We start from the raw sequence: 23,270 nt of genomic DNA on the forward strand, positions 1-23,270 counted from the left end.
CTCTAAAGGCGCAGCAAGCGGGCAACACTTCGGACCGGTCAGCATCAAAGTTTATGCTCGGATAGCTTACCTCCGCAGATGTGTTGGGAAGGTGATTTTGCTTCAAACTTCTGTCAAACGTATTCGGTTCGTCTCAGTGCTCGGGCTCGTCATTTGCGCGGGCTCTTCGATAGCAACAGCGCGAGACCTCAGGATTACGATACCGCAACGCAGTCACCTCACCCCGGTGCAGCGCCTCAACCGTGATGGCGTTACGGCAGTACAGAAGCATCAATACGAAAAGGCAGAAGCCCTTTTTTACAAAGCTTACCTCTACGATCCCGCCGATCCATTTACGCTGAATAACCTCGGCTATATTTCTGAGCTGCAAGGCCAGTTGGATCGAGCGGAGAAGTTTTACAAGCTCGCATCAGAGCAGAGCTGCGGCGCCATCATTGATCGCAGCAGCACTAAGCAGCTGGTGGGCCACCCGATGATGTACGCGTTTGGCACACTGAAGAACACCCCCATGCGTCTGAACCGCATGAACGTGCTGGGAGTTGAACTGCTGTCGCAGGGACAGGGCTTCGAGGCCGAATCGCTGCTGAAGCAGGCGCTTGTCCTCGATCCGCAGAATCCCTTCACTCTGAATAATCTCGGAGTTGCAGCAGAAGCGACAGGAGATCTCGAGAGCGCACTGAAGTACTACGACCAGGCTGCTGCTTCCCATTCGACTGAGCCCATCGTTGTAACGCTGAAGCGTTCGTGGAGAGGGAAACCAATCAGCCAGATGGCGGAGACCAGCGCGCAGGATTTGCGGAAGAGGATGCGCCACATGGATATGACGCAGGAGCGCGCCTCCATGCTGGCGATGCGTGGAGTATCCGCGACGAACCGCAATGACTGGAGTGCAGCACGGCAGGATTTTCTCGAGGCGTACTCTCTTGACCCGAACAGTGCTTTCGCTCTGAACAATCTTGGATATGTCTCAGAGAAGGAAGGCGACCTGGAGAGTGCGAAGTACTACTATGCAAAAGCCCGTAAAGCGGGGGATGCGAGTGCGCGCATCGGCATGGCGACTCAATCTTCAGCGCAGGGGCAGCACCTCGACGCCATCGCAGGCGAAAGCGATCAGAAGGTGAATCAGGAACTCGTCGCGTACGGTCAGAATCGTCGGCGGGAGACGGGCCCGATCGAACTGACGCCCAGGAATGGAAGTATGGATACTCCAGAGGCATCTCCTAAGAAGCCTTCCCCAGATACTCCTTCGTCTGACTCTTCTTCCCCCCAGTAGTTCTCTGCAATCACCCCAAGGGATTCCTCTATGCAAAAGCCATCCTCTGCCCACGTCTCGAATGACTCGATGACGATTCTTTCCCACCTGTTGCTATCGCCCCAAGAGACTGAGGCGCAGCTTGCGTCGAAGACCGCGATGGTCCGGAATATCAGCGAAGCAGATTTCGATAGCCTGGTGTCGCTGGCGCATTCCAACCACGTCATAGTCCGCGGGCTGGAGATTTTTCGCGGGATCATGCTCAACGTGCAGGACGCAGCGCGTGCCGAATGGGCAGCAGCTGCAGTTGCTGCGGAGCGTGCGCGCATTGTCAAGGCAATCGAATGGCTGCACGTTATCTGCAATGCCTTCGATGAGGAAGGGCTTGATGTGACGGTGATGAAATCACTGGATCACTGGCCGGATCTGGGCAGCGATCTCGATCTGTATACGAATTCATCCCCGCAATCCGTTTGCGCCATGATGCAAAGACGCTTTGGTGCTGAAATTGCTTCTCGGAGTTGGGGAGACCGGCTGGCATGCAAGTGGAATTTCAATCTTCCAGGCTTGCTCGAACCGGTGGAGGTACATATGGGGCGACTGGGACAGACCGGAGAACAATTGGTTCTTGCTTCGCGTCTGCCCGGACGTGCACGAAAGGTTGAGATGGAGGGCCATACGTTTCGTGTGCCATCGGCATCAGATCGTTTAATGATCTCGACGCTACAACGTATGTATCGCCACTTTTATTTCCGTCTGTGCGACATCGTTGATTCGGCGACCCTGGCTGTTTCTGGCGCGCTTGATTATGAAGAGCTGCGCACTTCAGCCAAGGCGGCAGGCATCTGGGAAGGCGTTGCAACATATCTTCTCATCGTGTCGGATTATGTGCGGCAATACAGTGGTTCGGACCTCGGATTGCCAAAGTTTGTAACTGATACCGCGCGCTTCGGCGGAGACCTCGTGTACTTCGGTAAGGATTTTCTGCGGGTTCCCATCATGCCGCAGTCTGCTGCGTTATATCGTTCTCAACTCGCGGGCTTGATTCGCCGCGGGGAGTTGCAAAGCAGTGCGAGGCTTGGATTATTGCCGTGGCTCGCTACTGCTGCTGCTGTAGGTTACAAAATTACGGGCACCGATAAGGGGATTTGGTAGGCCTCAATCGTTACGGAATGCTGAATAAATGCGACACATTTGTGCTGTCTTCCTCCATTTCTGCTTTGTTGTTCATTCCTTAAGGAGGGCCGGGTGCTGCTCTTTTGCCTCCCGGCAAACGAATTATGGGTTATCCGGTATTGAGGCTCACTGAAGCCGAGTCGAAAGACGAACAGATTGCTGGCGGCTTTGAAGGCAGACTTGTTTTGCACTCAAAGCCAGCAGTATGGCGCGAGGTAGTACCACAAGAGTCGATCTGGACATCACTCTGGGGCAACCTGAGGGCCGCCTTCTTTCCTTCCAAGCTTCCGCCTCTCCAGCTAACGTCCCAGCCTGTAGCCGTGACAGATCCACTGGCGGTCAAACGCGATCCGACATCCAGCGCGATCTCTTTTGCCATGCACGGGCTCATCATCTCTCTGGTGATATGGCTGACATTGCAGGCTCGGACTCATATTGTGGCGCCGAAGAATGCAATCGTGACACCTGTAACTATCCAGCCCTATATCCCGGTAACGGTAAAGGCGCCAAAGGCGATGGGCGGCGGTGGTGGCGGAGGCGCTCACGAAATCGTAGAAGCCAGCAAGGGACATCTGCCCCCGGTGATGAAGCTGCAGACCACTGCGCCGCAAATTCTCAAGATCGATCATCCGAAGCTGGCAGCGCAGCCCTCAATCGATATGCCGCAGCAGATCACAATGCCGGATAAAAACATGCCGGACATCGGTGCGCCGCAGTCGCAGCAGGTCGCCATGGCCTCCCAAGGTGGAGGCAGTGGTTCAGGATTTGGCCAGGGACTGGGAGGCGGCATTGGCATGGGACGCGGTGCCGGTGTTGGTCCGGGAAGCGGTGGCGGCTATGGCGGAGGGGTTATGAGCGTCGGTGGTGGAGTTTCTGCCCCGCAGCTTCTTCACTCTGTGCAGCCGGAGTTCACCGATGAGGCGCGCCAAGCGAAGTACCAGGGCGTCGTCTCCATCCAGCTGATTGTCGATGCCACGGGCCATCCTGCCAATATTCAAATCGTTCACCACCTGGGAATGGGTCTGGATCATAAGGCCATCGAGGCGGTGCAGCAATACCGGTTCCGGCCAGCCATGTATCAGGGGCATCCGGTTCCTGTGCGGCTGATGGTCGACGTCGATTTTCGTCTTTACTGATCGCTGCATCATTTCTTTACGCAAAGAAGCGGAGCCAACCACGGCTCCGCTTCTCTTTTTTGATGTGTACGGAGAGGAATGAAGTGTTAGTCCCTCCGCCAAAGGCAGGCGCCTGGGGTGAAGCCTCTGCAGCAGGCATCGACAGCTTGCCTGCCGCAGGGAGTGGTTACTTTGCCTGTTGCGCCGTCTGCACTTCGTGCATTTCCTTGATCTCGCGAGAGTAGTAGCCTTTGCGCGTTCTGACGATCAGCTTGCTGTGTTTCGGGCCCACGGCCTCGACTCGTACTGTGCGGTAACCCCCGAGGCTGGGTGGTTTCGTCGAATGATAGCCGAGAGTGTACTGATTGCGGATGACCCGCGCGACCTCATTGGCAATGTCATCGACCTCCTGCAACGACTTGGGAAAGTAAGCAACCCCGCCCGTCTCGTTGGAGAGCTCCTGCAATGCATCCCTGGCGCGTTGCATGTCCTGCTTGTTGTCTGAGTCGTAGAGTAGTCCGATCGAATAGACGACGGGACCGCTCAGCTGCTCCACGCGGCGAACAGCCTGCTCCAGGGAAAGTCTCGATGCATCGTCAGCGCCATCGGTGATGATGAGCAGTACCTGCTTGGGCCATTTTGCATGTTTCGACAGTTCGTCGGCCGAGGCAGCTACCGCGTCGTAGATGGCCGTGGTGCCCCTTGCATCGTAGTGAGAGAGTCCCTTCTCGAGGTCGCTGATGTTGGAGGTAAAGCCCTGGTCAAGATAAGCCTTCTCGGAGAAGTTCACGATGAAAGCAGCGTCCTGCGGATTTGAGTGTCGTACCAGGTCGAGAGCGGCTTCGTCGACTGCCGTCCGCTTGTCACGCATCGAGCCGGAGTTGTCCACCAGGATTCCTAATGACACCGGAACATCCCGGTGCTGGAACGAGGTAACGTTCTGCAGAACATTATCTTCCCAGACGTGGAAATCCTTCCGATTGAGATCGCTCACGAGGCGTCCGCTCTCGTCGACAACCGTACAGTTCAGCAAGACTTCGTCTACGTTCTCGTGCAGCGTATAGACGTTGGCTGCCCCCTCCTTGGCTAAAGCCTTGCCCGGAGTGGCAGGCTCGTTATCCGCGGCATCTGGAGAGGGTACAGGGTCATGGTCGATATCGAGGCTGGGCTGGATCTCATGCCTTGTGTAATCGACACTCGGGGTCGAGGTTGCTGCCGGCTTTGGCGGAGTGGCCGGCTGCTGGGCCTGAGCCCGAGAGGACTGTGCGCATAAGCAAAGCGACAGGAAGACTGCCGGAGCCACACTCCGGAGGACGCACGATCTTAGAAAAGCTATTGCGGGCATAGGACGTCGGCTGGAAATCCAGAAACTCCTTCTAGTTCATGACAGTTCTGATGCAAATATCGCCGTAGCGCAAGAGGGAAACGCTGAGGTCTGAATTGGTGGACATCGAACCTCAAGCCAAGGAAACCTGCCATATTGAACCCGGCCTGCCTTGCTCCCACGCCTCGTACATGGTGGCTGGAGCGCAGACCAAGTTGAAGTGCATCTTCGCATTCGTCTGATTGCGTCAGATCACACAAAACTATTCTACCCTTCCGGCCATTTCAGCGGTTTAACGCCAGTCTTCAGCCTAAGCCGCCTGCCAACGAAGGGACAGGTGACTGCGGTGAAAAGGTCCGAGCTCCAAAGGGGTGGCTCGATAAGGTAATTCTTCCTGTTGCCGGATTCAGCATATCTATTAGCCAGGCCATCTACCCTCGCAGGCGTTGCAGGCGCAGGAAAGCACGCCCGGCTCCAATCTGACTGGACTGGCAAAGGATGCTGAAGCACACATGGATACAGGGTTTACGGCTGGGGGTGTAGGGCAGACTATTTATTGACAACAATCAATGATGGAAGAGTGTCTCCTGTCTGAGTATTTACCAGTCCACTACTCTTCAATGCAGGCAATCTGATTGCGCGGCGGTCCAGGGGATGACTGTAAGGTGAGGCTGCTGCCCCTGGTTAGGTGCAGAAAAAAACAATCCGTAATTTTCCCTTGACATTCATGAAATGCGCCGCTAAAGTTGCGCACTGGAAACGTTACCACCTTTATGGTGGAACGTTTCCACTTTCAATGTGACGCAAGTGTGATCCCGTTGGACCTTATGGCAAAAGGCAAGAGGGGTTTTCTGACAGATGGGCAAACTCTTGACCGGAACGCTGGCAGCTTGAATTGAATGCTTTTTGGAGGAGATGCAAAATATGCGATACGCATGCAGTATCGGAGACAGCCTGTGCGGGCTGGGAAACGCCATACGCCGGGTAGCGACGTCGTTCGCGCTCGTGACAGTTCCTATCCTATTCATAGCCCTGTTATCCACAGGCTTAGCCCATGCACAGACCTCCACCGGCATCACGGGAACCGTGACTGACTCTTCCGGCGCGGTCATAAGCAACGCAAAAGTTACCATTAAGAACGTAGCCACGGGCACACAAACCCAACTCAAGACCTCCAGCTCTGGCGTGTACACCACGACAGGCCTGCTGCCGGGCAAATACACCGTGACGGTGGAAGCGACCGGTTTCAAGAAGTCTGTGCAGACGGGCATCAACGTCGACGTTACTGTTATGGATACGGTCAACGTGATGCTGTCCACTGGCTCGACCAGCGAAACAGTGGAAGTGACGGCGAGCGCAATCTCGCTGAACACTACGCAGCCCCAGATGGGCACGACGATTGAACCAGAAGTGGTCAAGGCTCTGCCGGTGGTGGTGTCTGGCCGCGGCCGTCAGATTGATGCTCTGCAGTTCCTGGCGCCGGGCGTCAACGGAAGTTCGTTTTCGCACGAAGTGAATGGCGGCGTCGACTTCGAACAGGAAGTCCTCTACAACGGCATTCCCTATCCGCAATCGGAGACGGAAGGCTACACGACGAATGTGAACCCGCCGTACGAGCTGATCAACGAATTTCACGTTGAGCAGAGCACCTTTGCAGCGCAGTATGGCCTCGGCCAGGGCGCGATTACTTATCAGACCGCAGGCGGCACCAACCAGTTCCATGGAGATGTTTTCGAGATCAACCGCAACAGCTTCTTTGACTCGAAAGGCTTCTTCAACGACAAGGTTCCTACCGACCACGAAAACAACTACGGCTTCACCGTAGGCGGTCCGGTCTGGCTGCCCAAGCTCTATAACGGTCGCGATAGAACGTTCTTCCACTTCACTTATGAGTGGTTCAAGCAAAACAGCGAAGATACGGATTTTTCAACCGTACCGACTGCCCTTGAAAAAGGCGGCGACTTCAGCGACTTCAAAGACAGTGCAGGGAATCTGATCCCGATCTACGATCCGCAGACGGGCAAGCCGTTCCCTGGAAACGTCATCCCCGCGAACCGCATCAGTGCGCTGGCGCAGACACTGACTCCGTATCTGCCTGATCCGGATAAGCCGGGTCTGGACAGCAACAAGAGCTATGTGCCCTTCGTTAATCCCCATATTCAACACAACTGGGGCTACGTGATCGACCACAACCTGACGGCTACGCAGAGTCTCCACTTTACCCAGTGGCGCGACAGCTTCAGCAACTACAGCTTCGATAATTCTCCGTTTGTAATCGCACCCAATCCGCTGAACAGCATGAAGTTCGAGCCGGCGCTCGGCTCCGGTTTCCTGCTGAACTACACGAATACCGTCACGCCAAACCTGGTGGCTACCGCCGGCATGGGTTGGTTCGGGGAGATCAACGACCAGTACAACCAGACGAAATATAGTTTCCCGGGAGTACAGAACGGCGTCATTCCTCCGAACATCACTTTTGACGGTCTGCATGCTCCGACTTCATGGGGCACCAGCGGCTCATGGCTGCAGTCGATCAACCGCAAGCTGGGTATCGCGATTGTGAATAACTGGCTGTGGAGCCACGGGCGTAACACCTTCAACATCGGTGGTGAGGCCCGGCGCAGCTATCAGGACGACAACGAAGAGCAGACTGCAGGCGGCCACTTTGCCTTCAGCCAGCGGACCACCTCGGTTCCTGATCCGAACGATCCGAACTTCGGCAACTACGGCAGCGCTTTCGCCAGCTTCCTGCTTGGCCAGGTGGATGCAGCCAACCGCAGCTTTTCGCAGGAGTTGAAACTGCGGAACTTTGCTCTGTCGCCCTACATTCAGGACGACATCAAGATGAGTCCCAAGCTCACCATCAACCTTGGTCTGCGGTGGGACATCATGGTTCCGTTCACGGAAAACAACAACACGATCGTGTTCTTCGATCCGACGGTCAAGAATCCGGCGGCGGACAATCTCCCAGGAGCGGCTACGAAGTTTGGCAGCTGCGCAGGCTGCGCGGGCTATAACCGTGCGGACATCCAGTGGAGGCACTTTGGACCTCGTGTCGGCTTCGCTTATCAGATCAATGACAAGACGGTCGTCCAGGGCGGCTTCAGCATTGCCTTCCTAGACGGCGGCGCCTATGAGTACGGCACCAACAAGGTGGCCGTTAACTATGGCAATCTGCTGGTTGGTTCTTTCTCCCGCAACAGCTCGGGAACGAACACCCCGGCATTTGGAAGCTGGGACGCAAACCAGCTGATCGCACCTCCGCCAACTCCCTTTAGCCCGAGCCTGGGCGTAGGCACGCAGATCGATGCCTTCAGCAGGACGGGAATCAACACCCCCTACAGCCAGCAGTGGAATGTGAACCTGCAGCGTGAGCTGCCGTGGCAGACCTTCCTGACCGTAGCCTGGATCGGCAATCGGGAAATCCACCTCCCGAGTCAGCTGAACAGAATCAATACGCCTCCCCTGTCGTCTCTGCAGTACGGTTCGAAGCTTGGACTGAACTTCGCTGACGGCACTGCGCAGGCGGCCGGCTTTACCGTACCATATGCAAACTTCGTGAACGACTTCGGAGCGTCTGCCACAGTCGGCCAGGCCCTGGAGCCATTTCCGCAGTACTCCAACATCTTCAACAACTTCGAAACCTCGGGTACTGCTTACTACGAGAGCGGACAGGTTGCCGTGCAGAAGCGCTTTACGAGCGGACTGTCGTTCCTCGTTTCTTATGTGCTGTCGAAGACGATGTCCAACGGAGATAGCGGTTTCTCCAGCTTTGTGGGCAGCGCCGAAAACAAGTACAACCAGAAGCAGGAGTGGGCAGTGGATGGACACGACGAGCCGAACGTCATCAAGGCGAGCGGCACGTATGAACTTCCTATCGGCCCAGGAAAGAGCTACCTCAACAACAAGGGAATCACGGGAGAGTTGCTGGGTGGCTTCCAGGTTGGCTGGATTCTCGACTACGAGAGCGGTACGCCGTTTGGCCCCTCGGCCAATGGCAGCCCGTGGCCGAACACCTTCAACCGTCCGAACCGGATTTCTGCGGTTCACCTGAAGACGAATTCCTATAACCGGGAGAGAGACTTCTTTACGGGCAACGCTCCTGTCGCCCAGATGTTCAACCCCGCTGCATTCGCGCCAACGCCGACCCAGTATGTGTTCGGTGACGCATCCCGCAATTACTCCTCGATGCGCAATGCTGCATTCCGCAATGAGGACCTCAACGTAGCGAAACACTTCGCCATCGGCTCCCGCGTGAACGCAACGCTGCAGATGGACTACTTCAACGCGCTTAATCGGACCCAGTTCCAAGGGCCGGATACAAACATCAACCACGGATCTCAATTTGGCACCGCCTATACGCGCGGTTCGAATATGGCTAATCGCCAAGGACAGATCCAAATGCGCCTCGAATTCTAAGCGCATATAACTCAACAGGCTGGCTGCCATGTTCGGCAGCCAGCCTGTTTTTTTCATCCGAATCGGATTGCAATGGGTGAGCAGGGTGCGCGAAATCCGATGAAGGCAGGAATATCCAAGTGCATCGCGCAGCGGTACTATAATGTCGCACAAGGATACCGTTCCAACGATATGAAGAGGCTTCAAACTGTGTTCCGGTTTCTGCCGTGCGCGGCGGCTTGCGTACTTTTGAGCCTGGCGATGCCTGTCGTGCGCGCACAAGGTGACTCTGCATCTGAGGTCACGCCGCAGGTGCAGGAGCTGTATGCGCAGGCGAAGTCTGCGCAGGCGCAGGGCGACAATGTGACGGCCATCGCGAAGTACAAAGCGATGCTGCGGCTGGCTCCGCATCTGGCTCCGGCCTATAACAACCTGGGAATGCTGTACTTCAATCAGCACGATTGGGCGAACGCTGTCCGGGTTCTGGAGCAGGGGCTTAAGGTCAATCCGAATATGCCTTCAGCGCAGGCAATGCTTGGCTCCGCGCTTCATGAGTTGGGAGACGACAGGCAGGCAATAGCGCCGCTGGAGGCGGCACTGCGTGCGAACCCGGACGACAGCAACGCAGAGATGATGCTGGCGCGCTCACAGATGGGCGTGAAGAACTATAAGCAGGCTGTGGCGCATCTGCAAAGGATGGTCGCGCGCGAGCCAAAAAATCAGGAAGCATGGTATCTGCTGGGAAAGAGCTATCTCCAGCTCTCGGAAAGTGCGCTATCGCAGGTAAGCCTCATCAATCCTGACTCTGCGCTTTCGCATGAAATCTCCGGTGAACTGATGGAAAGCATGCAGAACATGGACGGCGCGGTCGTGGAATACAAGAAAGCCATTGACCTGGAGCCGCAGGGGGGCGACGCACACGGGCATCTTGCCAATGCGTACTGGCTGATGGGGAAATGGGAATCTGCGGAAGCTGAATTCCAGAAGCAGCTGACGCTGGACCCGAATAATTGCATAGCGCAGTGGAAGATGGCGAATGCCATGCTCGAAAACAACCAGCCGCCATCAGGTGCGTTGCCGCTGCTGGATAAGGCTGTGGCTCGCTGCTCCGACCTGATGCAGGCACGCGTGGATCGCGCCCGTGCACTGGTGCGGAGTGGGCGTCCTGCGGATGCGCTGCCTGACCTGCAGATCGCAGTGAAAGAGAATCCGGAAGAGCCCTCCATCCATTTTCTGTTGGCCCAGGTCTATCGCGCAGAGGGCAAGGCTGACGAAGCGCGGGCCGAGTTGCAGACCTACGGCCGTCTGCAGCGTGATGCCAGCGCAGCGGTAGCGCAGAGGGCTTCAGAGTCCTTGAAGATGAAGCAAGACGCGCACTAGACAATGAATCTTCTGATCAGCATCGCGGCTTGCGTGCTACTTTCAGCCACGCCGCTGCTCGCCCAACAAATTGGAGGCAGCAGTACCGGCAGTGTTCATGCGCCGGTGCACGATGCGGAGAATCGACCCATTACCGCCGGCGGATTTGTGGCCAATGCGCCGGTGGTGTTCCGCGATGTTTCTGCCCAGGCGGGCCTGACCAGCTGGCGTCAGGCCGATGGCACGGCGGATATGAAGTACATCCTCGAATCGCTGGGCAGCGGGGTGGCGCTGCTCGACTACGATAACGATGGCTGGCTCGATATCTACCTGGTCAGCGGTCTCACCTATGATGCTGTGAACGGCAAGACTGCGCCGGAACACGCTGCTCTTTTCCATAACAACCACGACGGAACTTTCACCGATGTAGCTGCCAGGGCGGGTGTAACCAATGATCGGTGGGGTGTAGGAGTCGCGGTGGGAGACTACGACAACGATGGTTGGCCCGACCTCTACGTAACAAACTTCGGCAAAAATCGTCTCTACCACAATAATCACAATGGCACCTTCACTGATGTTGCGGAACATGCGGGTGTTGCTCTCGATAGCTGGTCTACGGGGCCGACCTTTGGCGATTATGATGGCGACGGAAGACTGGACCTCTTCGTACCGGGCTATGTGCATTATGATCTGAACCATCCGCCTGTTCCCGGTTCCAAAAACGTGGTGTCAAACTTCTGCCAGTTTCGCGGCATTGATGTATTTTGCGGTCCCCGGGGATTGCAGGGCGAGCATGACCACCTCTTTCACAACAATGGCGATGGCACGTTTACGGACGTAAGCGTGAAGGCCGGCGTCAGTGATCCGAATGCTTACTATGGCCTGACGGCAGTCTTTGCCGATCTGAACGACGATGGCAAGCCTGAACTGCTTGTTGCAGATGACTCCACCCCGAACTATCTCTACCGCAACAAGGGTGACGGCACGTTTGAGGACGTTAGCTTCGAATCGGGCTATGCGGTCAATGGAGACGGGCGAGAGACGGCAACGATGGGCATCGGGGTTGGCGACTACCTGAACAATGGACGACCCGGCCTCTTCGATACGGATTTTTCAGATGACTACAAAGTGCTCTATCGCAATGAAGGAAATCTCGACTTCACAGATGTGAGTTACGACTCTGGCATCGCTAAGCAAACCATTCCCTTTCTGAGCTGGGGCACCGGCTTTCTTGATTACGATAACGACGGATGGAAGGATATTTTCATCGCCAGCGGGCATGTATATCCGCAAGTGGACAAGCAGGACTGGGGGACTAGTTACGCCGAGCGGCCTCTGCTTTTTCACAACCAGAAAGGCAACGGGTTCGATCTTGTTGCCGCAGCCAGTGGAAGCGGGCTTGCAGCGGTGCTGCCTGCGCGGGGTGCAGCGTTTGGCGATCTCTTCAACGATGGCAGAATCGATGTTGTGCTGAACAGTGTGAACCATACGCCCACTCTCCTCCGTAACATGAGCGAAGGGAAGCATTCCTGGGTCGAACTAAAGCTGATAGGCGGGCCGAAGAGTCCTCGGGATGCGGTGGGCGCAGCCGTATATTTAACGACCGAAAAGCTCAGGCAGAGAGCGGACGTCATTAGCGGCGGCAGCTTCGCCTCTTCCAATGATCCGCGACTACATTTTGGTCTGGGAGATGCGACGACGGTAGACGAGGTCGAAATTCATTGGCCAAGCGGTGCAGTAGAGAAGATCAAATTGCCGAAGGTAGATCGCATTTTCACGGTTGAGGAAGGCAAGGGAGTTGTCGGCGAGCTTTGCGCTACCTGTGCAAAGTTGTCGCCGGAGACTGCAGCAGTGAGATAGCCTCGCTGAAGAGAGTTTCCCTGTTCCATCAGTGTTGCGAGCCGGTGCACGAGCTGGTCTGCTTCAACCTGTCTAATACATCTCTGGCATCAGGGCTATAGACGAGGGTCTTCGCCAGAGTGGCCTTTGCCGCCGCTCCGTCTCCCATCATGCATTGCACCGCTGCTAGATTCTTGGCGAGTCCGAGCATATCTTCATTGCGCTGGAAGGCAGGCTGAAGCAGTTTAAGTGCGCCGGGAAGGTCTCCTGATTTAGCCAACAGCACTCCGAGGTTGGTGGCGGCGGTCAGGTTGTCGGAGTCCAGGCTTAGTACTTTGCGAAAGATGGATGCTGCCTGCTGGTAGTCGCCGCGGGTTTCAGTGAGTATGCCGAGCGATGCGAGAACCGCCACGTCATTGGGTTGCGCCTGTCGGGCCTGGCTTAACAGCTCGTAGGCCTTATCGCGTACGGCTGATCTTCCCTTCATTGCCGACTCATAGTAGGCCAGGGCCAGATCTCGCGGAGATGCCGAAGGGGAAAAGACAGGCGTCAGAACGTTGCTCTGGGTAGCGTCGTTCATGGTGACTTTCATCGCGGGCTGACGAAGAATGCGGTGATCTGTCCAGGCTACATGCGGAATATTCTGAGCGGTGCTGCGGGGCATGTGGCAACTTGTGCAATCCGGATTCTCCGGATGATGCGCCTTCACAAATGCGGGATCGCTGTGACAGGTCAGGCACTTTCCTCTATAGAAGGAGACGCGCTCTGCAGCGGGCGGCGAATAATGCGGGTCGTGACAAGTGGTGCAGGACATTCTGCTGCCGCTTGCGCGCTTGCAGGTGCTGGCGCTTAGCTGTTCTACCTCGCTTACGCCACGTGCGGTTGGATCGTTGCTCGCATAAACAAAGTAGGAAAGATAGTCTGCGATGGAGTCTCCCGGCTTGAAGTCGACCGCCGAGCGCCCTTCATGCTCGACGGAAACATCGCCCTCGAGGTGGCAGCTTATGCACAGGGAGTCGCGCCGGGCGGTGTCGAGAGTGGCAGGATTGATGGCAGGAGTTTTGCCTCCACTCATGACGTGCGCCCTGGTGTCTCCGTGGCAGCTTTCGCAAGTGATCCCACCACTAAGAAATGGCTCTTGCGCATAGTGATTCACGGTTCCAGGTTCACTGTGCTGAACGCCACTCATGTGACAACGCAGACAGCCCGGCTCCATAGGCAGGGCTGGCGGAATATCGCGCAGGGCGGCCAGCCCCGGCTTCATGTCATAGCGTCCAGTTGTCGAGTAGTAGGCGACGGGCGACTCCAGTAGATATTGGTTAACGGTATAGAGGTAAGTCACGCCTAAGTGGCCGGAGCCCAGAAAGTAGTCCAGCTTTCGTCTGCCATCGGACAGGGGGGCCTGTGGATCGTGATAGCTCAGCCATGCTGTGCCATCCTCTTCGAAAACACGATATGTCAGGCCTGAGGCAGGATTCTCGAGTGTTCCCGGGATGAAGTGATCGGTCGCCAGTCCGCTGGCATTTGCCATGGGTGTTTTGACGTACCGATTGAAGATATCCCTGTGACAATTTGCACAAACAGCGTCAGTCTCTCTGACGGGCGTTGCTGTGACTGCAAACGCAAACGTATCCGCAAGCAGAAAGACAAGCAGCAGAAGGCGCATGATCCGCAATGGGCCTTCCATGCGATGAAGTCGTAAGTATTGATCGCGAAAAAGACGCACAGTTCGCATGACCCTTAATAGTAACCGCTGCTGAAATAGCATCAAGATACATGATTCGCTAAATCTCACGTTATCGAGTTGACAGAATATTTACTTTTCGAAAGCGTTAGTGATGAGGCACTCTCCCGGCGCTCGGCTAGATCAGGAGAGCGGCTCAAGTTTCTATAGGGCAGCAAGTGCCAAAGGCCGCTACCGGAGGCTAATTGAGAAAGCTCCCTCCTTGCGGCAGTTTGCTCGCCGAAGCTCGCAATGTTGCTGCTCACTTCGTAATTACAGGATTCGCCCGGTCATGCGTAAACCTAAGGGAAATTCGGTTCGGATCGTTCGCTTGTCTACATCGAACGACGAAGCGATTCGACTGCTGCAGGAGTATTACGAGGCAGTCTGTGTCGTTCAACGGGATACTCCGGAAGCGATCCAGGGGATCATCGATGACCCTTTTTCCGCTGTGTGGCTCGCGTATCTGGAAGAGAAGGCTGTCGGGTGTGTCGTGCTGCGCAAGCTTGCCTCCATTCCTTTCGCGGGAGAGTGCAAGCGACTCTATGTTCAGCCAGCAGCGAGGGGGAATGGCATTGCAAATAACCTGCTGGAGGTACAGGAGGATTTCGCACGCACGAAAGGTTTGCGCTGGATCTATCTGGATAGCTATGACGACCTGAAGGCTGCCATTGCTCTGTATCTGCAACGGGGGTACGTTTCGTGCGCACGCTACAACGACAATCCCCAGGCGACTGTCTTCCTTCGCAAATACATCGGATCGCGGTCGTAAAACATTCGGAGCTGTCTGCCGGCCGGGGATATAGCTGACGCCGGTCACTTTTCTGCTAATGCTGAAGCCGAGGTGGATTGCCACGGGCAGGACTAGCAGCCTGCACCACGCTTCCTTTCATTCCCTGCGTTGTTTCTTCTCTTCTTTGATGCGGCGGACCTCGTCCATTCGCTGCGCCAGCAGTTTCTCGCGGCCCTCTCCGGTGGGCTTGTAATACCTTCGCCCGCTGAGGGATTCCGGCAGACACTCCATGTCTGCGACGCGTCCTGCCTCGTCGTGGGCATACTTATAGCCCTCGCCGTAGCCCAGAGACTTCATCAGCCCGGTCGGGGCATTGCGCAGATGGAGAGGAACCGCTTCCGCGCGCGTCTTCTCAATATCACTCTGCACGGCGCCATAGGCGGTGTAGACGGCGTTCGATTTCGGCGCAAGCGCCAGGTAGACGACCGCCTGCGCCAGCGCAAGATCACCCTCAGGAGAGCCCAGGAAGTCCATTGCATCGCGGGCTGACAGAGTGAGATTCAATGCCTCGGGGGCGGCCAGGCCGATGTCTTCGACTGCCATACGGACTACCCGGCGGGCAACATACATCGGATCTTCGCCTGCTTTCAGCATCCTCCCGAGCCAATAGAGCGCGGCGTCTGCATCGCTGTTGCGGATGGATTTGTGCAGCGCGGAGATGAGGTTATAGTGCTCCTCCCCAGCTTTGTCATACAGCAAGATGCGCTGTTGCAGGGCCTCTCCGGCAATCTCTCTTGTGATCTGCCTCTCGCCTGTATCAGCCAGCCGAGCTGCCATCTCGAGTGCGTTGAGCGCGGCCCGCGCATCGCCGCTGGTGTAGGAGGCGAGCATTGCCAGCGCCGCATTATCGGCGGAGAGACCGAGCGTGCCTAGACCGCGCTGCTGGTCGGACAGTGCCCTTCTGAGTAAGGCAACGATCTGCTCCTCTGTGAGCGCCTGCAGCGTGTAGACCCGGCAGCGGGAGAGCAGCGCGGCGATCAGCTCAAAGGAAGGATTCTCTGTGGTTGCGCCAATCAGGCGGATTGTGCCGCGCTCAACATAGGGCAGGAAGGCATCCTGCTGTGCTTTGTTGAAGCGATGAATTTCATCAACAAAGAGGATGGTGCGCGTCCCGAACTCGGCGGCCTTCTCCGCATCGGCCATCACCTGCTTGATCTCCTTAATGCCGGAGAGCACTGCCGAGAACTCCAGGAAGCTGGCCTGCGTCGTCTCCGCGATAATCTTTGCCAGGGTCGTTTTGCCGACGCCAGGAGGCCCCCAGAAGATCATCGAAGCAGCATCGTCGCGCTCGATCTGCATCCGCAGAGGTTTGCCCGGGGCGAGCAGGTGCTGCTGCCCGACATATTCGTCAAGCGTGCGCGGGCGCATGCGCTCTGCCAGGGGGGCAGTTTTGTGGGGGGTGGTTTTGATCTCGGGGGTTCCGCCAAAAAGTCCCATTACGCTTTCCTTGCCGCGGCTGCCCGCTGCCGCGCTGCTTCATAGAGAAGGATGCTTCCGGCGACTGCGGCGTTCAGTGATTCCACCGGTCCCGGGCTGGGGATGCGAATGGCTCCATCGCATTCAGCCAGCAGTTCCCGGGATACTCCGGCACCCTCATTGCCTATCACCATTGCTGCCGGTGCATTCAAATCTGCAGCGGTCGCTGGGATGGCCCCGTCAGCGGACGCGGCGAGAATGCGTATGCCCCTTTCGCGGAGCCGCGCAAATGCCTCAGACGGTTGCACGGAGATCACCGGAAGGCGAAAGACCGATCCGGAAGAGGCGCGGATACACTTTGCATTCCAAGGGCTTACGGTTCCCGGCAGCATCAGTACTCCTCCAGCCCCAAACGCTTCCGAGGAACGTATCAAGGTGCCGAGGTTGCCGGGATCCTGCACGCCGGCGGTGATGAGCAGCAGCGGGACGCGCTCGCGCAGGCAGTCATCGAGCGACCACACGGGGGCGCGGACGAGAGCCGCTATCCCCTGTGGCGACTCCGTGGTAACGGCGCTCTCAAAGATCTCTCGCGGCAGGAGGATGGCCTCTTCCATCGCAGGCAGAGAGATCATCGAACTGCCCTCGCGAATGAAAACTGCGGTAATTTCAGCCCCGCTCCGCATCGCTTCTTCGATAAGATGCGGTCCTTCGATGCCTATTTCTCCTGCCTCGTTGATGCCGCGCCTGAGTGCTGCCCGCAGCGCTTTTACACGCTGATTGTGGCGGCTTTGTACAATGGAAGAACGGGTAGGCATGGCTGCGATTCTACCCCGTTGCGCTGGTGGATGCCGAGGCGGAGAATGTGTTAGTTTCCGATTCAGCACTACACGCAAACATCATCATTGGGAGTTGCCTTGTCAGCGGAAATCCTGCGTATCCATCCCGATGAACCGGAACAGGACCGCGTGAACTACGTCGTCTCCTGCCTGCGAAGCGGCAAAGTTGTCGGTATGCCGACGGACACCTTCTATGGCCTCGCCGTAGATCCGGTAAATCTGCGTGCCGTCGAGAGCATCTATCACATCAAATCCCGTCTCAAGCATAAGCCGCTTTCGCTGCTGATTGCCAGCGTTGGCCAGGCCTATGAGCTGGCGCGGGAGATTAGTCCTCACTTCGACAAACTTGCGGAGCGATTCTGGCCCGGGCCGCTGACGATCATCGTCAAGGCCAGTTCTCGCCTGCCGCTGCGCAGCACTGCCAATACGGGGAACGTTGCTCTCCGCGTACCGGACTCGGCCATTCCCAGGGCAGTGGTTGAGGCGTTCGGGCTGCCCATCACGGCGACCTCGGCGAACCTGCAGGGGGCGCCAGAGTGTACCTATGCCGCCTGCGTTCGTGACCAGATTGGCGACCGGATACCGGTAATTGTCGATGGAGGGCCGACCGCGCGCAGTGTGCCGACAACGATCGTCGACCTGTCGGGCGGTACGTCCTGGCAGATCCTCCGCGAGGGCGCCATTGCTACTCACGAAATCGCCTTAGCGCTTCAATCCTAGCGTGCCGTCATGATCGTGCCTGAGGATAATCTGCGAAATGCACCGGGCGCAGCTGGCAGCGGTCGCCGGACGCTTGTGGTTGTAGCGGTAGCAGTGCTGGCTGCGGCTTTTGTCTGGGTTGCCTGGGTTCATGGACAGATCCAATGGTATGCGACGCACGATCAGGCTCAGCGGGCTGACGCCATTGCCGTCTTCGGAGCTGCGGAATACGATGGACGCCCGTCCCCTGTGTTGCGCGCCCGGCTCGATCACGGCCTGGAACTCTACCAGCGCGGGCTTGCGCCGCTGATTATCACCCTTGGCGGCGGCGACCCTGCGGAGCAGCATTCCGAAGGGGGAGTCGGACACGACTACCTGCTGGCGCACGGAGTGCCTGAGAGCGCCATCATTGCCGAAACCCAGAGTGGCAATACCGGCCAGTCCGCCCGGAGGCTGGCACAGATTGCCCGCACCAATCATCTCCGCCGCATCCTGGCGGTGAGCGATGGCACGCACCTGTTCCGCATCCATGCGCTGTGTACCCATGATGGGCTGGATGTCTTCACCTCGCCGCGGCCCGTCGGGCGTGCGATTCCGCTTTCTGAGTCGTTCAGCCGGACAGCGCATGAGATTGCCAGTTACACTGCGTGGCGGCTTCACCTGCACTGAGTCACCCGCAGTTCCTCTGCTTTGCATTTCCCGGGGTGATTATTCCTCGTCCGGCTCGTTGGCGACTCTCCAGGGACAATGCCTGCAGCCCGACCCGCAGCAGTAGCCTCGCTTGAGGTGATACGCCTCGGTAAAGACGAGATACGGGCCATCCATGTAGTAGTCCTCGCCTTCGCGTGCAGGCTGTTCAGGCTGTAGGTTGTTGGCCATACATCGATTGTTGCAGAGCAGGCCCAAAGCCCGGAGAGGTAGCAGCTGCGCTGCTTTGATCCGGCTTCAATTCCCCGCCCAGGGCGACTGTTTTTCCGGGCACGGACGCAACGCGCTCGCCTGCGATCAGAATGCCGATCAGGTTCAGCGGATCGGCTGCGGCTACCGTCACAGCAGGCTGCGGACTGCGCGTGCGGGAGGCCCGCAGCGATTCGACGGCGTCAGGGAGCGCAAACTGCTCTCCACTGAAACCGGAGATAAACCTGCCTCCGCGGACCTCGCCACGCGCCTCCAGTCGCCGCAATACAGGCAACAGCTCACGCCAGCGAGGTACAGAGGTTTCGCGTTCCATCAGGTCGCGGAGGACAACGCCATATCGCTTGAGCAGCATGCGGCAGGCAGACTCTATCTGCGCGTCATGCGCTTGCGCGCTGTCGGGTGCAGCGCCTGTGGGAAACTCCTGTGCACGCAAGAGAGCCCAGCGTCCGCTCGCATTTCGTCGTCGCGCGTGGGGCTTGATCGTTGATGGTGTTGCATAGGCGCTCCTGCGGCGCGGATCGATCAGTATCCGCAGGCTATCGAAGCCATCGGCAGTCACCAGGCCCGCTGCAACCAGCTCCCACATGGCGCGATCTACCTCGGCCTGCGGAGCATGAAGCACCCGCATCAGATCACCTGCGAACATCGCCCCATTGCGGTCAAGGGTGGCGCGAGCTCTGAGCGCAAGCTCGCTGAGGCTGGCCTGAAGATTGGTTTCTGGAATTTGTCGCAGCGACAGGCACAAATCCATCCATAGCGCCTCTTCCCGCAAGAAAAAGGTTACCGGCGCCATGCTTGTTGGAACTACGCGACGCGGCCCACCTGACTCAATCGATGCGAAGGCGGGATGCGGCGAGATGCGACCCCAGCCAACGGTACCGTTCAAGCAGAGGGTGTCCAGCCAATGCGGATCGTAGCCAGCGACCCGTTGCGGCAGCAAAGATCGTTCCCACTCGATCGCCGGAGCCTCGAAGCCCTCTAACCCGCGCAGTGCTTCGACCAACCCTTCCATGCCGGAGAGCTGGTGGCGCGCACTTACATGCTGCCAGTCGAGCAACCAGCGGAGATAGACGGAAGGCGTGACTGGCTCGACCTGTTTGCGCAATGCGCTGAGCGTGCGCTTGTGTATGCGTTGCAGTATCCGCCGCTCGCACCACTCCGTGCTCACTGTTTCGTCAGCCTGCGATGGCGAAGTGTTTTCGAAGATGCCCCGCATCACGGCGCCGCTGACTTCGAGCCGCAGCATCTGCTTCCATATTTCACCCACCCCGACTCTGAGCCGTGCTGAGAGATCGCCACATGTTGTGGGGCCGAGAATACTCATCCACCCTTGTACCGCACGGCGCAGTGCATCCTCGGCGGATTCAGGCTTTGCTGCGACCGGGGGCAACTCACGCGCAAAGCGCACTTGCGGATGCAGCAGCCGCAGAGTAGCGCACTGCTCCGCAGCTACGAAAAAATCGCTCTCGGCGGTAAATGCACGGCAGGCACGCTGCTGCTGCTCAAGACGCGTGAAGAAGATCGGCCATTCGGCGATTGCCTCAGCAGGGACAATCACCAGCGTGCATAGCAAGTCGTGCAGTTCGTGCTCGTCGCGAAGGTCGGGCCGGATCGCTTCTCGAATCTCCTCGATTGCTTGCGGCGAGAGCCGTCCCGCCTCGCCCAGCAGATGGTCCGGCACGGTACCGCGCATCGCAACCGCGCGGGCGCGGCGTTCCTCGAGCGGCGCATCGTCGAGAAAGGCATACGGATTCGCGTTAAGAATCTCATGGGCGAACTGGGACGGCGTCGTTGTGTCTACTGCAAGACAACGTATCGCACCTGTGCTCATACCTTGTAGCACCTGGATAAGCCCTTCCAGGTCCATCGCCTCGCCAAGTACATCTTTCATGACCTCGCGGATGAGCGGGTGATCGGGAATCTCGATGTCGCCCTCAATATTTTCCTGGCAGGCGGCCGCTTGCGGAAAAACGCTGGCCAGCAGATCTTCCGACCGTGTGCGCTGCACCTGCGGCGCAACCTTCTTACCTTTCTGAAACCGCAGCAACTGCAGGCTGCGGCCAGCACTCCAACGGAAACGCGATTTGAAAATCGGCGATGGGAGCGAAGCCTGTTCGAGCAATTCCCTGACCGTCTGCTCCGTCAGAAAGTGGAACACGTCGCTCAGCGGAAAGCTATGCTGCTCGGCCAGAGAGATATTCAGGCCGTTGTCAGTCGCGGATGCCTGCAGCTCAAAGTTAAAGCCCCGACAGAAGCGCTTGCGCAGCGCCAGCCCCCATGCCTTGTTGATGCGTCCGCCGAAGGGTGCATGCAGAATCAGTTGCATCCCGCCGCCCTCATCGAAGAAGCGCTCCGCAACGACAGTCGTCAGCGAGGGCACCGTGCCCAGCACTGCGCGCCCTGCTGCGACGTAACCGATCATCTGCAGTGCCGCCGTCTCCGTCACGCAACACTCGTCCATCAACCAGCGGGCCGTGTCGGCTACCTCCAGATTTGTCTGGCTGAGATAGCCGGGCACCACCGTTTGCGTATGGCTGGAGATCTCTGCTCGCAGCTCTGAAACGAAGCGCGAAAGTTCGAGGGTGCGCTGCGGCGCTTCGCCGGTCCAAAAGGGAACTGTCGGGGGTTGCCCGTGCGCATCCTCGACGATCACGCGGCCGGCGCTCTCAATGCGTTGGATTCGCCAGCTCGTGTTGCCCAGCAGTACGATGTCGCCAGCCGAGGAGTCGACGGCAAAGTGTTCGTCGAGGGTTGCGATCTGTACGCCCTCGGGCTCAAGGATCACCGGGAACATTGCCGTGTCCGGAATCGTGCCGCCATTGAGTACCGCAGCCATGCGTGCCCCCCGTCGGGCCTGCAGTCGGCCATGCACGCGGTCGCGCAGCAGATAAGCGCCGTAGCGTCCCCGACTGGACTCTATGCCTTCTGTGAGCAGGCATAGAACTTCATCGAACTCCTCGCGAGAAAGCGAATGGTAGGGCTGGGCCCGGCGCAGCATGTGGAACAATGCGTCTTCTTCCCAGGGCTCCGCTGCACAGGCCGCGACGATCTGCTGCATCAGAACGTCTAGGGGTTTCGATGGAATCTCCAGCTTGTCGAGCACACCTGCTCGCATTGCGCGCAGCAGGGCGGCGTTTTCCATGAGGTCATCGCGCGTCGTTGCGAAGAAGCGTGCCTTGGGAATTGCGCCGCGCCAGTGTCCGGCGCGTCCTGCGCGTTGCATCGCCACGGCGATGGCACGGGGCGAGTTGATCTGGCAGACAAGATCGACACTCCCGATATCGATGCCTAACTCCAGTGAAGCGGTCGCCACCAGAAGCCGGATTTCCCCTGCTTTCAGCTTGCTTTCGGCCTCCAGCCGCAGCTTGCGCGAGAGGCTGCCATGGTGCGCCGCAACGTTCTCTGAGCCAAGGCGCTCACCCAGAGCAAACGCGAGCCGCTCCACCATGCGGCGAGTATTCACGAAGACCAGCGTCGAGCGATGTTCGAGGGCAAGCTCCGCGAGCCGCTCGTAGACGCTGTCCCACATCGCATTCGTTGCAACCGAGCTGAGCTCTCCAGATGGGATTTCAACTCCCAGATCCATCACGCGCTGCTGCCCAACCTGTACGATCTCCACTTCCGATCGCCGCTCGCCGCCCAGGAACTCCGCAACGAGCTCAATCGGATTCTGAGTGGCCGAGAGCCCGATGCGTTGCGGAGCATCGCGACGTCCTGTCGCAAATGCGCCGGGGGAGAGGCGGTTCTCGCCACGCACCAGAGCGTCCAGTCTTTCGAGAGTCAGCGCGAGGTGAGCGCCGCGCTTATCATCGGCAACGGCGTGGATTTCATCGACGATGACCGTCCGGACATGCGCAAGATTGGCGCGGCTTTTCTCCGAGGTCAGCAGAATGTAGAGCGACTCCGGCGTAGTGACCAGGATATGCGGCGGTCTCTTGAGCATCATCCTGCGCTCGGCGGGGGATGTGTCGCCGGTGCGAACAGCGGTGCGAATCTCCGGGCAGAGATAGCCGCGCTCCATCGCGAGTTGTTGAATCTCGCGCAGAGGCATTTCGAGATTTTTCTGTACATCGTTCGAGAGCGCCTTGAGCGGCGAGAGATAGATGATCTGCGTCTGTGCGGGCAGGCTGCCATCGATCGACTCCCGCAGCAGCCGGTCGATGGCTACCAGAAATGCAGCAAGCGTCTTACCCGAGCCGGTTGGGGCCGAGATAAGTACCGGCCTGCCCGCCACGATCTGTGGCCAGCCTTGCTCCTGTGGTTCGGTCGGCGTTCCAAAGCGTCGCACAAACCACTCCTGCACGACTGGATGGGCCCAGGCCAAAGTGTCTGGTGGTGATGCAGGCTCGAGCACGACGGGGGGCAGCATGCCGTTATTCTAGCGCTGTTTTCGTTTCTTCTTCGCCTTCTGAAGCTCCACTT

The 23,270-nt window shown here is 58.0% G+C and carries 15 protein-coding genes; 9 read left to right on the forward strand and 6 right to left on the reverse strand.

The features are described from left to right. The first annotated feature begins 97 nt into the window (after positions 1-97). The 3 genes from C7378_RS11420 to C7378_RS11430 all read left to right on the forward strand — a co-directional run bounded on the left by C7378_RS11420 (position 98) and on the right by C7378_RS11430 (position 3,564). Entirely contained in the window at positions 98-1,273 is a 1,176-nt protein-coding gene (locus C7378_RS11420; RefSeq protein WP_243648207.1) for a tetratricopeptide repeat protein, read from the forward strand. Between the two features lie 69 nt (positions 1,274-1,342). Then, entirely contained in the window at positions 1,343-2,407 is a 1,065-nt protein-coding gene (locus tag C7378_RS11425; protein ID WP_243648208.1) for a nucleotidyltransferase family protein, read from the forward strand. A 125-nt stretch (positions 2,408-2,532) separates the two neighbouring features. Continuing rightward, positions 2,533-3,564 (forward strand): energy transducer TonB, encoded by a 1,032-nt coding sequence (locus tag C7378_RS11430; protein ID WP_131996504.1) that lies wholly within the window; start codon positions 2,533-2,535, stop codon positions 3,562-3,564. A 166-nt stretch (positions 3,565-3,730) separates the two neighbouring features. On the opposite strand, the gene C7378_RS11435 is transcribed toward C7378_RS11430, so the two are convergent. Continuing rightward, entirely contained in the window at positions 3,731-4,846 is a 1,116-nt protein-coding gene (locus C7378_RS11435; RefSeq protein WP_243648209.1) for a VWA domain-containing protein, read from the reverse strand. A gap of 945 nt (positions 4,847-5,791) precedes the next feature. Between C7378_RS11435 and C7378_RS11440 the strand changes: the two genes are divergently transcribed. The 3 genes from C7378_RS11440 (at position 5,792) to C7378_RS11450 (ending at position 12,484) form a co-directional block, all read left to right on the forward strand. Beyond that, the gene (locus tag C7378_RS11440) at positions 5,792-9,286 is read left to right on the forward strand and encodes a TonB-dependent receptor (protein ID WP_165876768.1); all 3,495 of its coding nucleotides are present in this window, start codon (positions 5,792-5,794) and stop codon (positions 9,284-9,286) included. A 240-nt stretch (positions 9,287-9,526) separates the two neighbouring features. Next, the gene (locus C7378_RS11445; protein ID WP_207901407.1) at positions 9,527-10,645 is read left to right on the forward strand and encodes a tetratricopeptide repeat protein; all 1,119 of its coding nucleotides are present in this window, start codon (positions 9,527-9,529) and stop codon (positions 10,643-10,645) included. Between the two features lie 3 nt (positions 10,646-10,648). After that, complete coding sequence (locus C7378_RS11450; RefSeq protein WP_131996516.1) at positions 10,649-12,484, forward strand: CRTAC1 family protein; 1,836 nt, start codon at positions 10,649-10,651, stop codon at positions 12,482-12,484. 28 nt (positions 12,485-12,512) lie between these two features. Here C7378_RS11450 and C7378_RS11455 read toward each other — a convergent pair whose 3' ends face one another. Next, positions 12,513-13,994: a tetratricopeptide repeat protein gene (locus tag C7378_RS11455; RefSeq protein WP_207901408.1), complete on the reverse strand. Its 1,482-nt coding sequence runs from the start codon at positions 13,992-13,994 to the stop codon at positions 12,513-12,515. Positions 13,995-14,517: 523 nt separating this feature from the next. Here C7378_RS11455 and C7378_RS11460 point away from each other — a divergent pair. Further along, a complete protein-coding gene (locus C7378_RS11460; protein WP_207901409.1) occupies positions 14,518-14,958 on the forward strand; it encodes a GNAT family N-acetyltransferase in 441 nt (146 codons plus the stop codon). 117 nt (positions 14,959-15,075) lie between these two features. Here C7378_RS11460 and C7378_RS11465 read toward each other — a convergent pair whose 3' ends face one another. Further along, positions 15,076-16,416 carry a replication-associated recombination protein A gene (locus tag C7378_RS11465; protein ID WP_131996525.1) on the reverse strand — a complete coding sequence of 447 codons (1,341 nt, stop codon included), beginning with the start codon at positions 16,414-16,416 and terminating at the stop codon, positions 15,076-15,078. Further along, positions 16,416-17,210, reverse strand: a complete 795-nt coding sequence (locus tag C7378_RS11470; protein WP_131996528.1) for a TrmH family RNA methyltransferase — start codon at positions 17,208-17,210, stop codon at positions 16,416-16,418. The genes C7378_RS11465 and C7378_RS11470 overlap by 1 nt, the downstream gene beginning before the upstream one ends. Before the next feature lie 99 nt (positions 17,211-17,309). Here C7378_RS11470 and C7378_RS11475 point away from each other — a divergent pair, with 99 nt between their 5' ends. Next, positions 17,310-17,951, forward strand: a complete 642-nt coding sequence (locus C7378_RS11475; protein WP_131996531.1) for an L-threonylcarbamoyladenylate synthase — start codon at positions 17,310-17,312, stop codon at positions 17,949-17,951. A gap of 9 nt (positions 17,952-17,960) precedes the next feature. Continuing rightward, positions 17,961-18,599: a YdcF family protein gene (locus C7378_RS11480; protein WP_131996534.1), complete on the forward strand. Its 639-nt coding sequence runs from the start codon at positions 17,961-17,963 to the stop codon at positions 18,597-18,599. A gap of 39 nt (positions 18,600-18,638) precedes the next feature. Here C7378_RS11480 and C7378_RS17720 read toward each other — a convergent pair whose 3' ends face one another. Together C7378_RS17720 and C7378_RS11485 are read right to left on the reverse strand one after the other, a co-directional pair. Beyond that, the gene (locus tag C7378_RS17720) at positions 18,639-18,809 is read right to left on the reverse strand and encodes a C1orf53 family protein (RefSeq protein ID WP_165876771.1); all 171 of its coding nucleotides are present in this window, start codon (positions 18,807-18,809) and stop codon (positions 18,639-18,641) included. Beyond that, positions 18,787-23,217, reverse strand: a complete 4,431-nt coding sequence (locus C7378_RS11485) for a DEAD/DEAH box helicase (RefSeq protein ID WP_131996537.1) — start codon at positions 23,215-23,217, stop codon at positions 18,787-18,789. The genes C7378_RS17720 and C7378_RS11485 overlap by 23 nt, the downstream gene beginning before the upstream one ends. Between the last annotated feature and the right edge of the window lie 53 nt (positions 23,218-23,270).

The organism is Acidipila rosea, assembly GCF_004339725.1.
Lineage (GTDB): Bacteria > Acidobacteriota > Terriglobia > Terriglobales > Acidobacteriaceae > Acidipila > Acidipila rosea.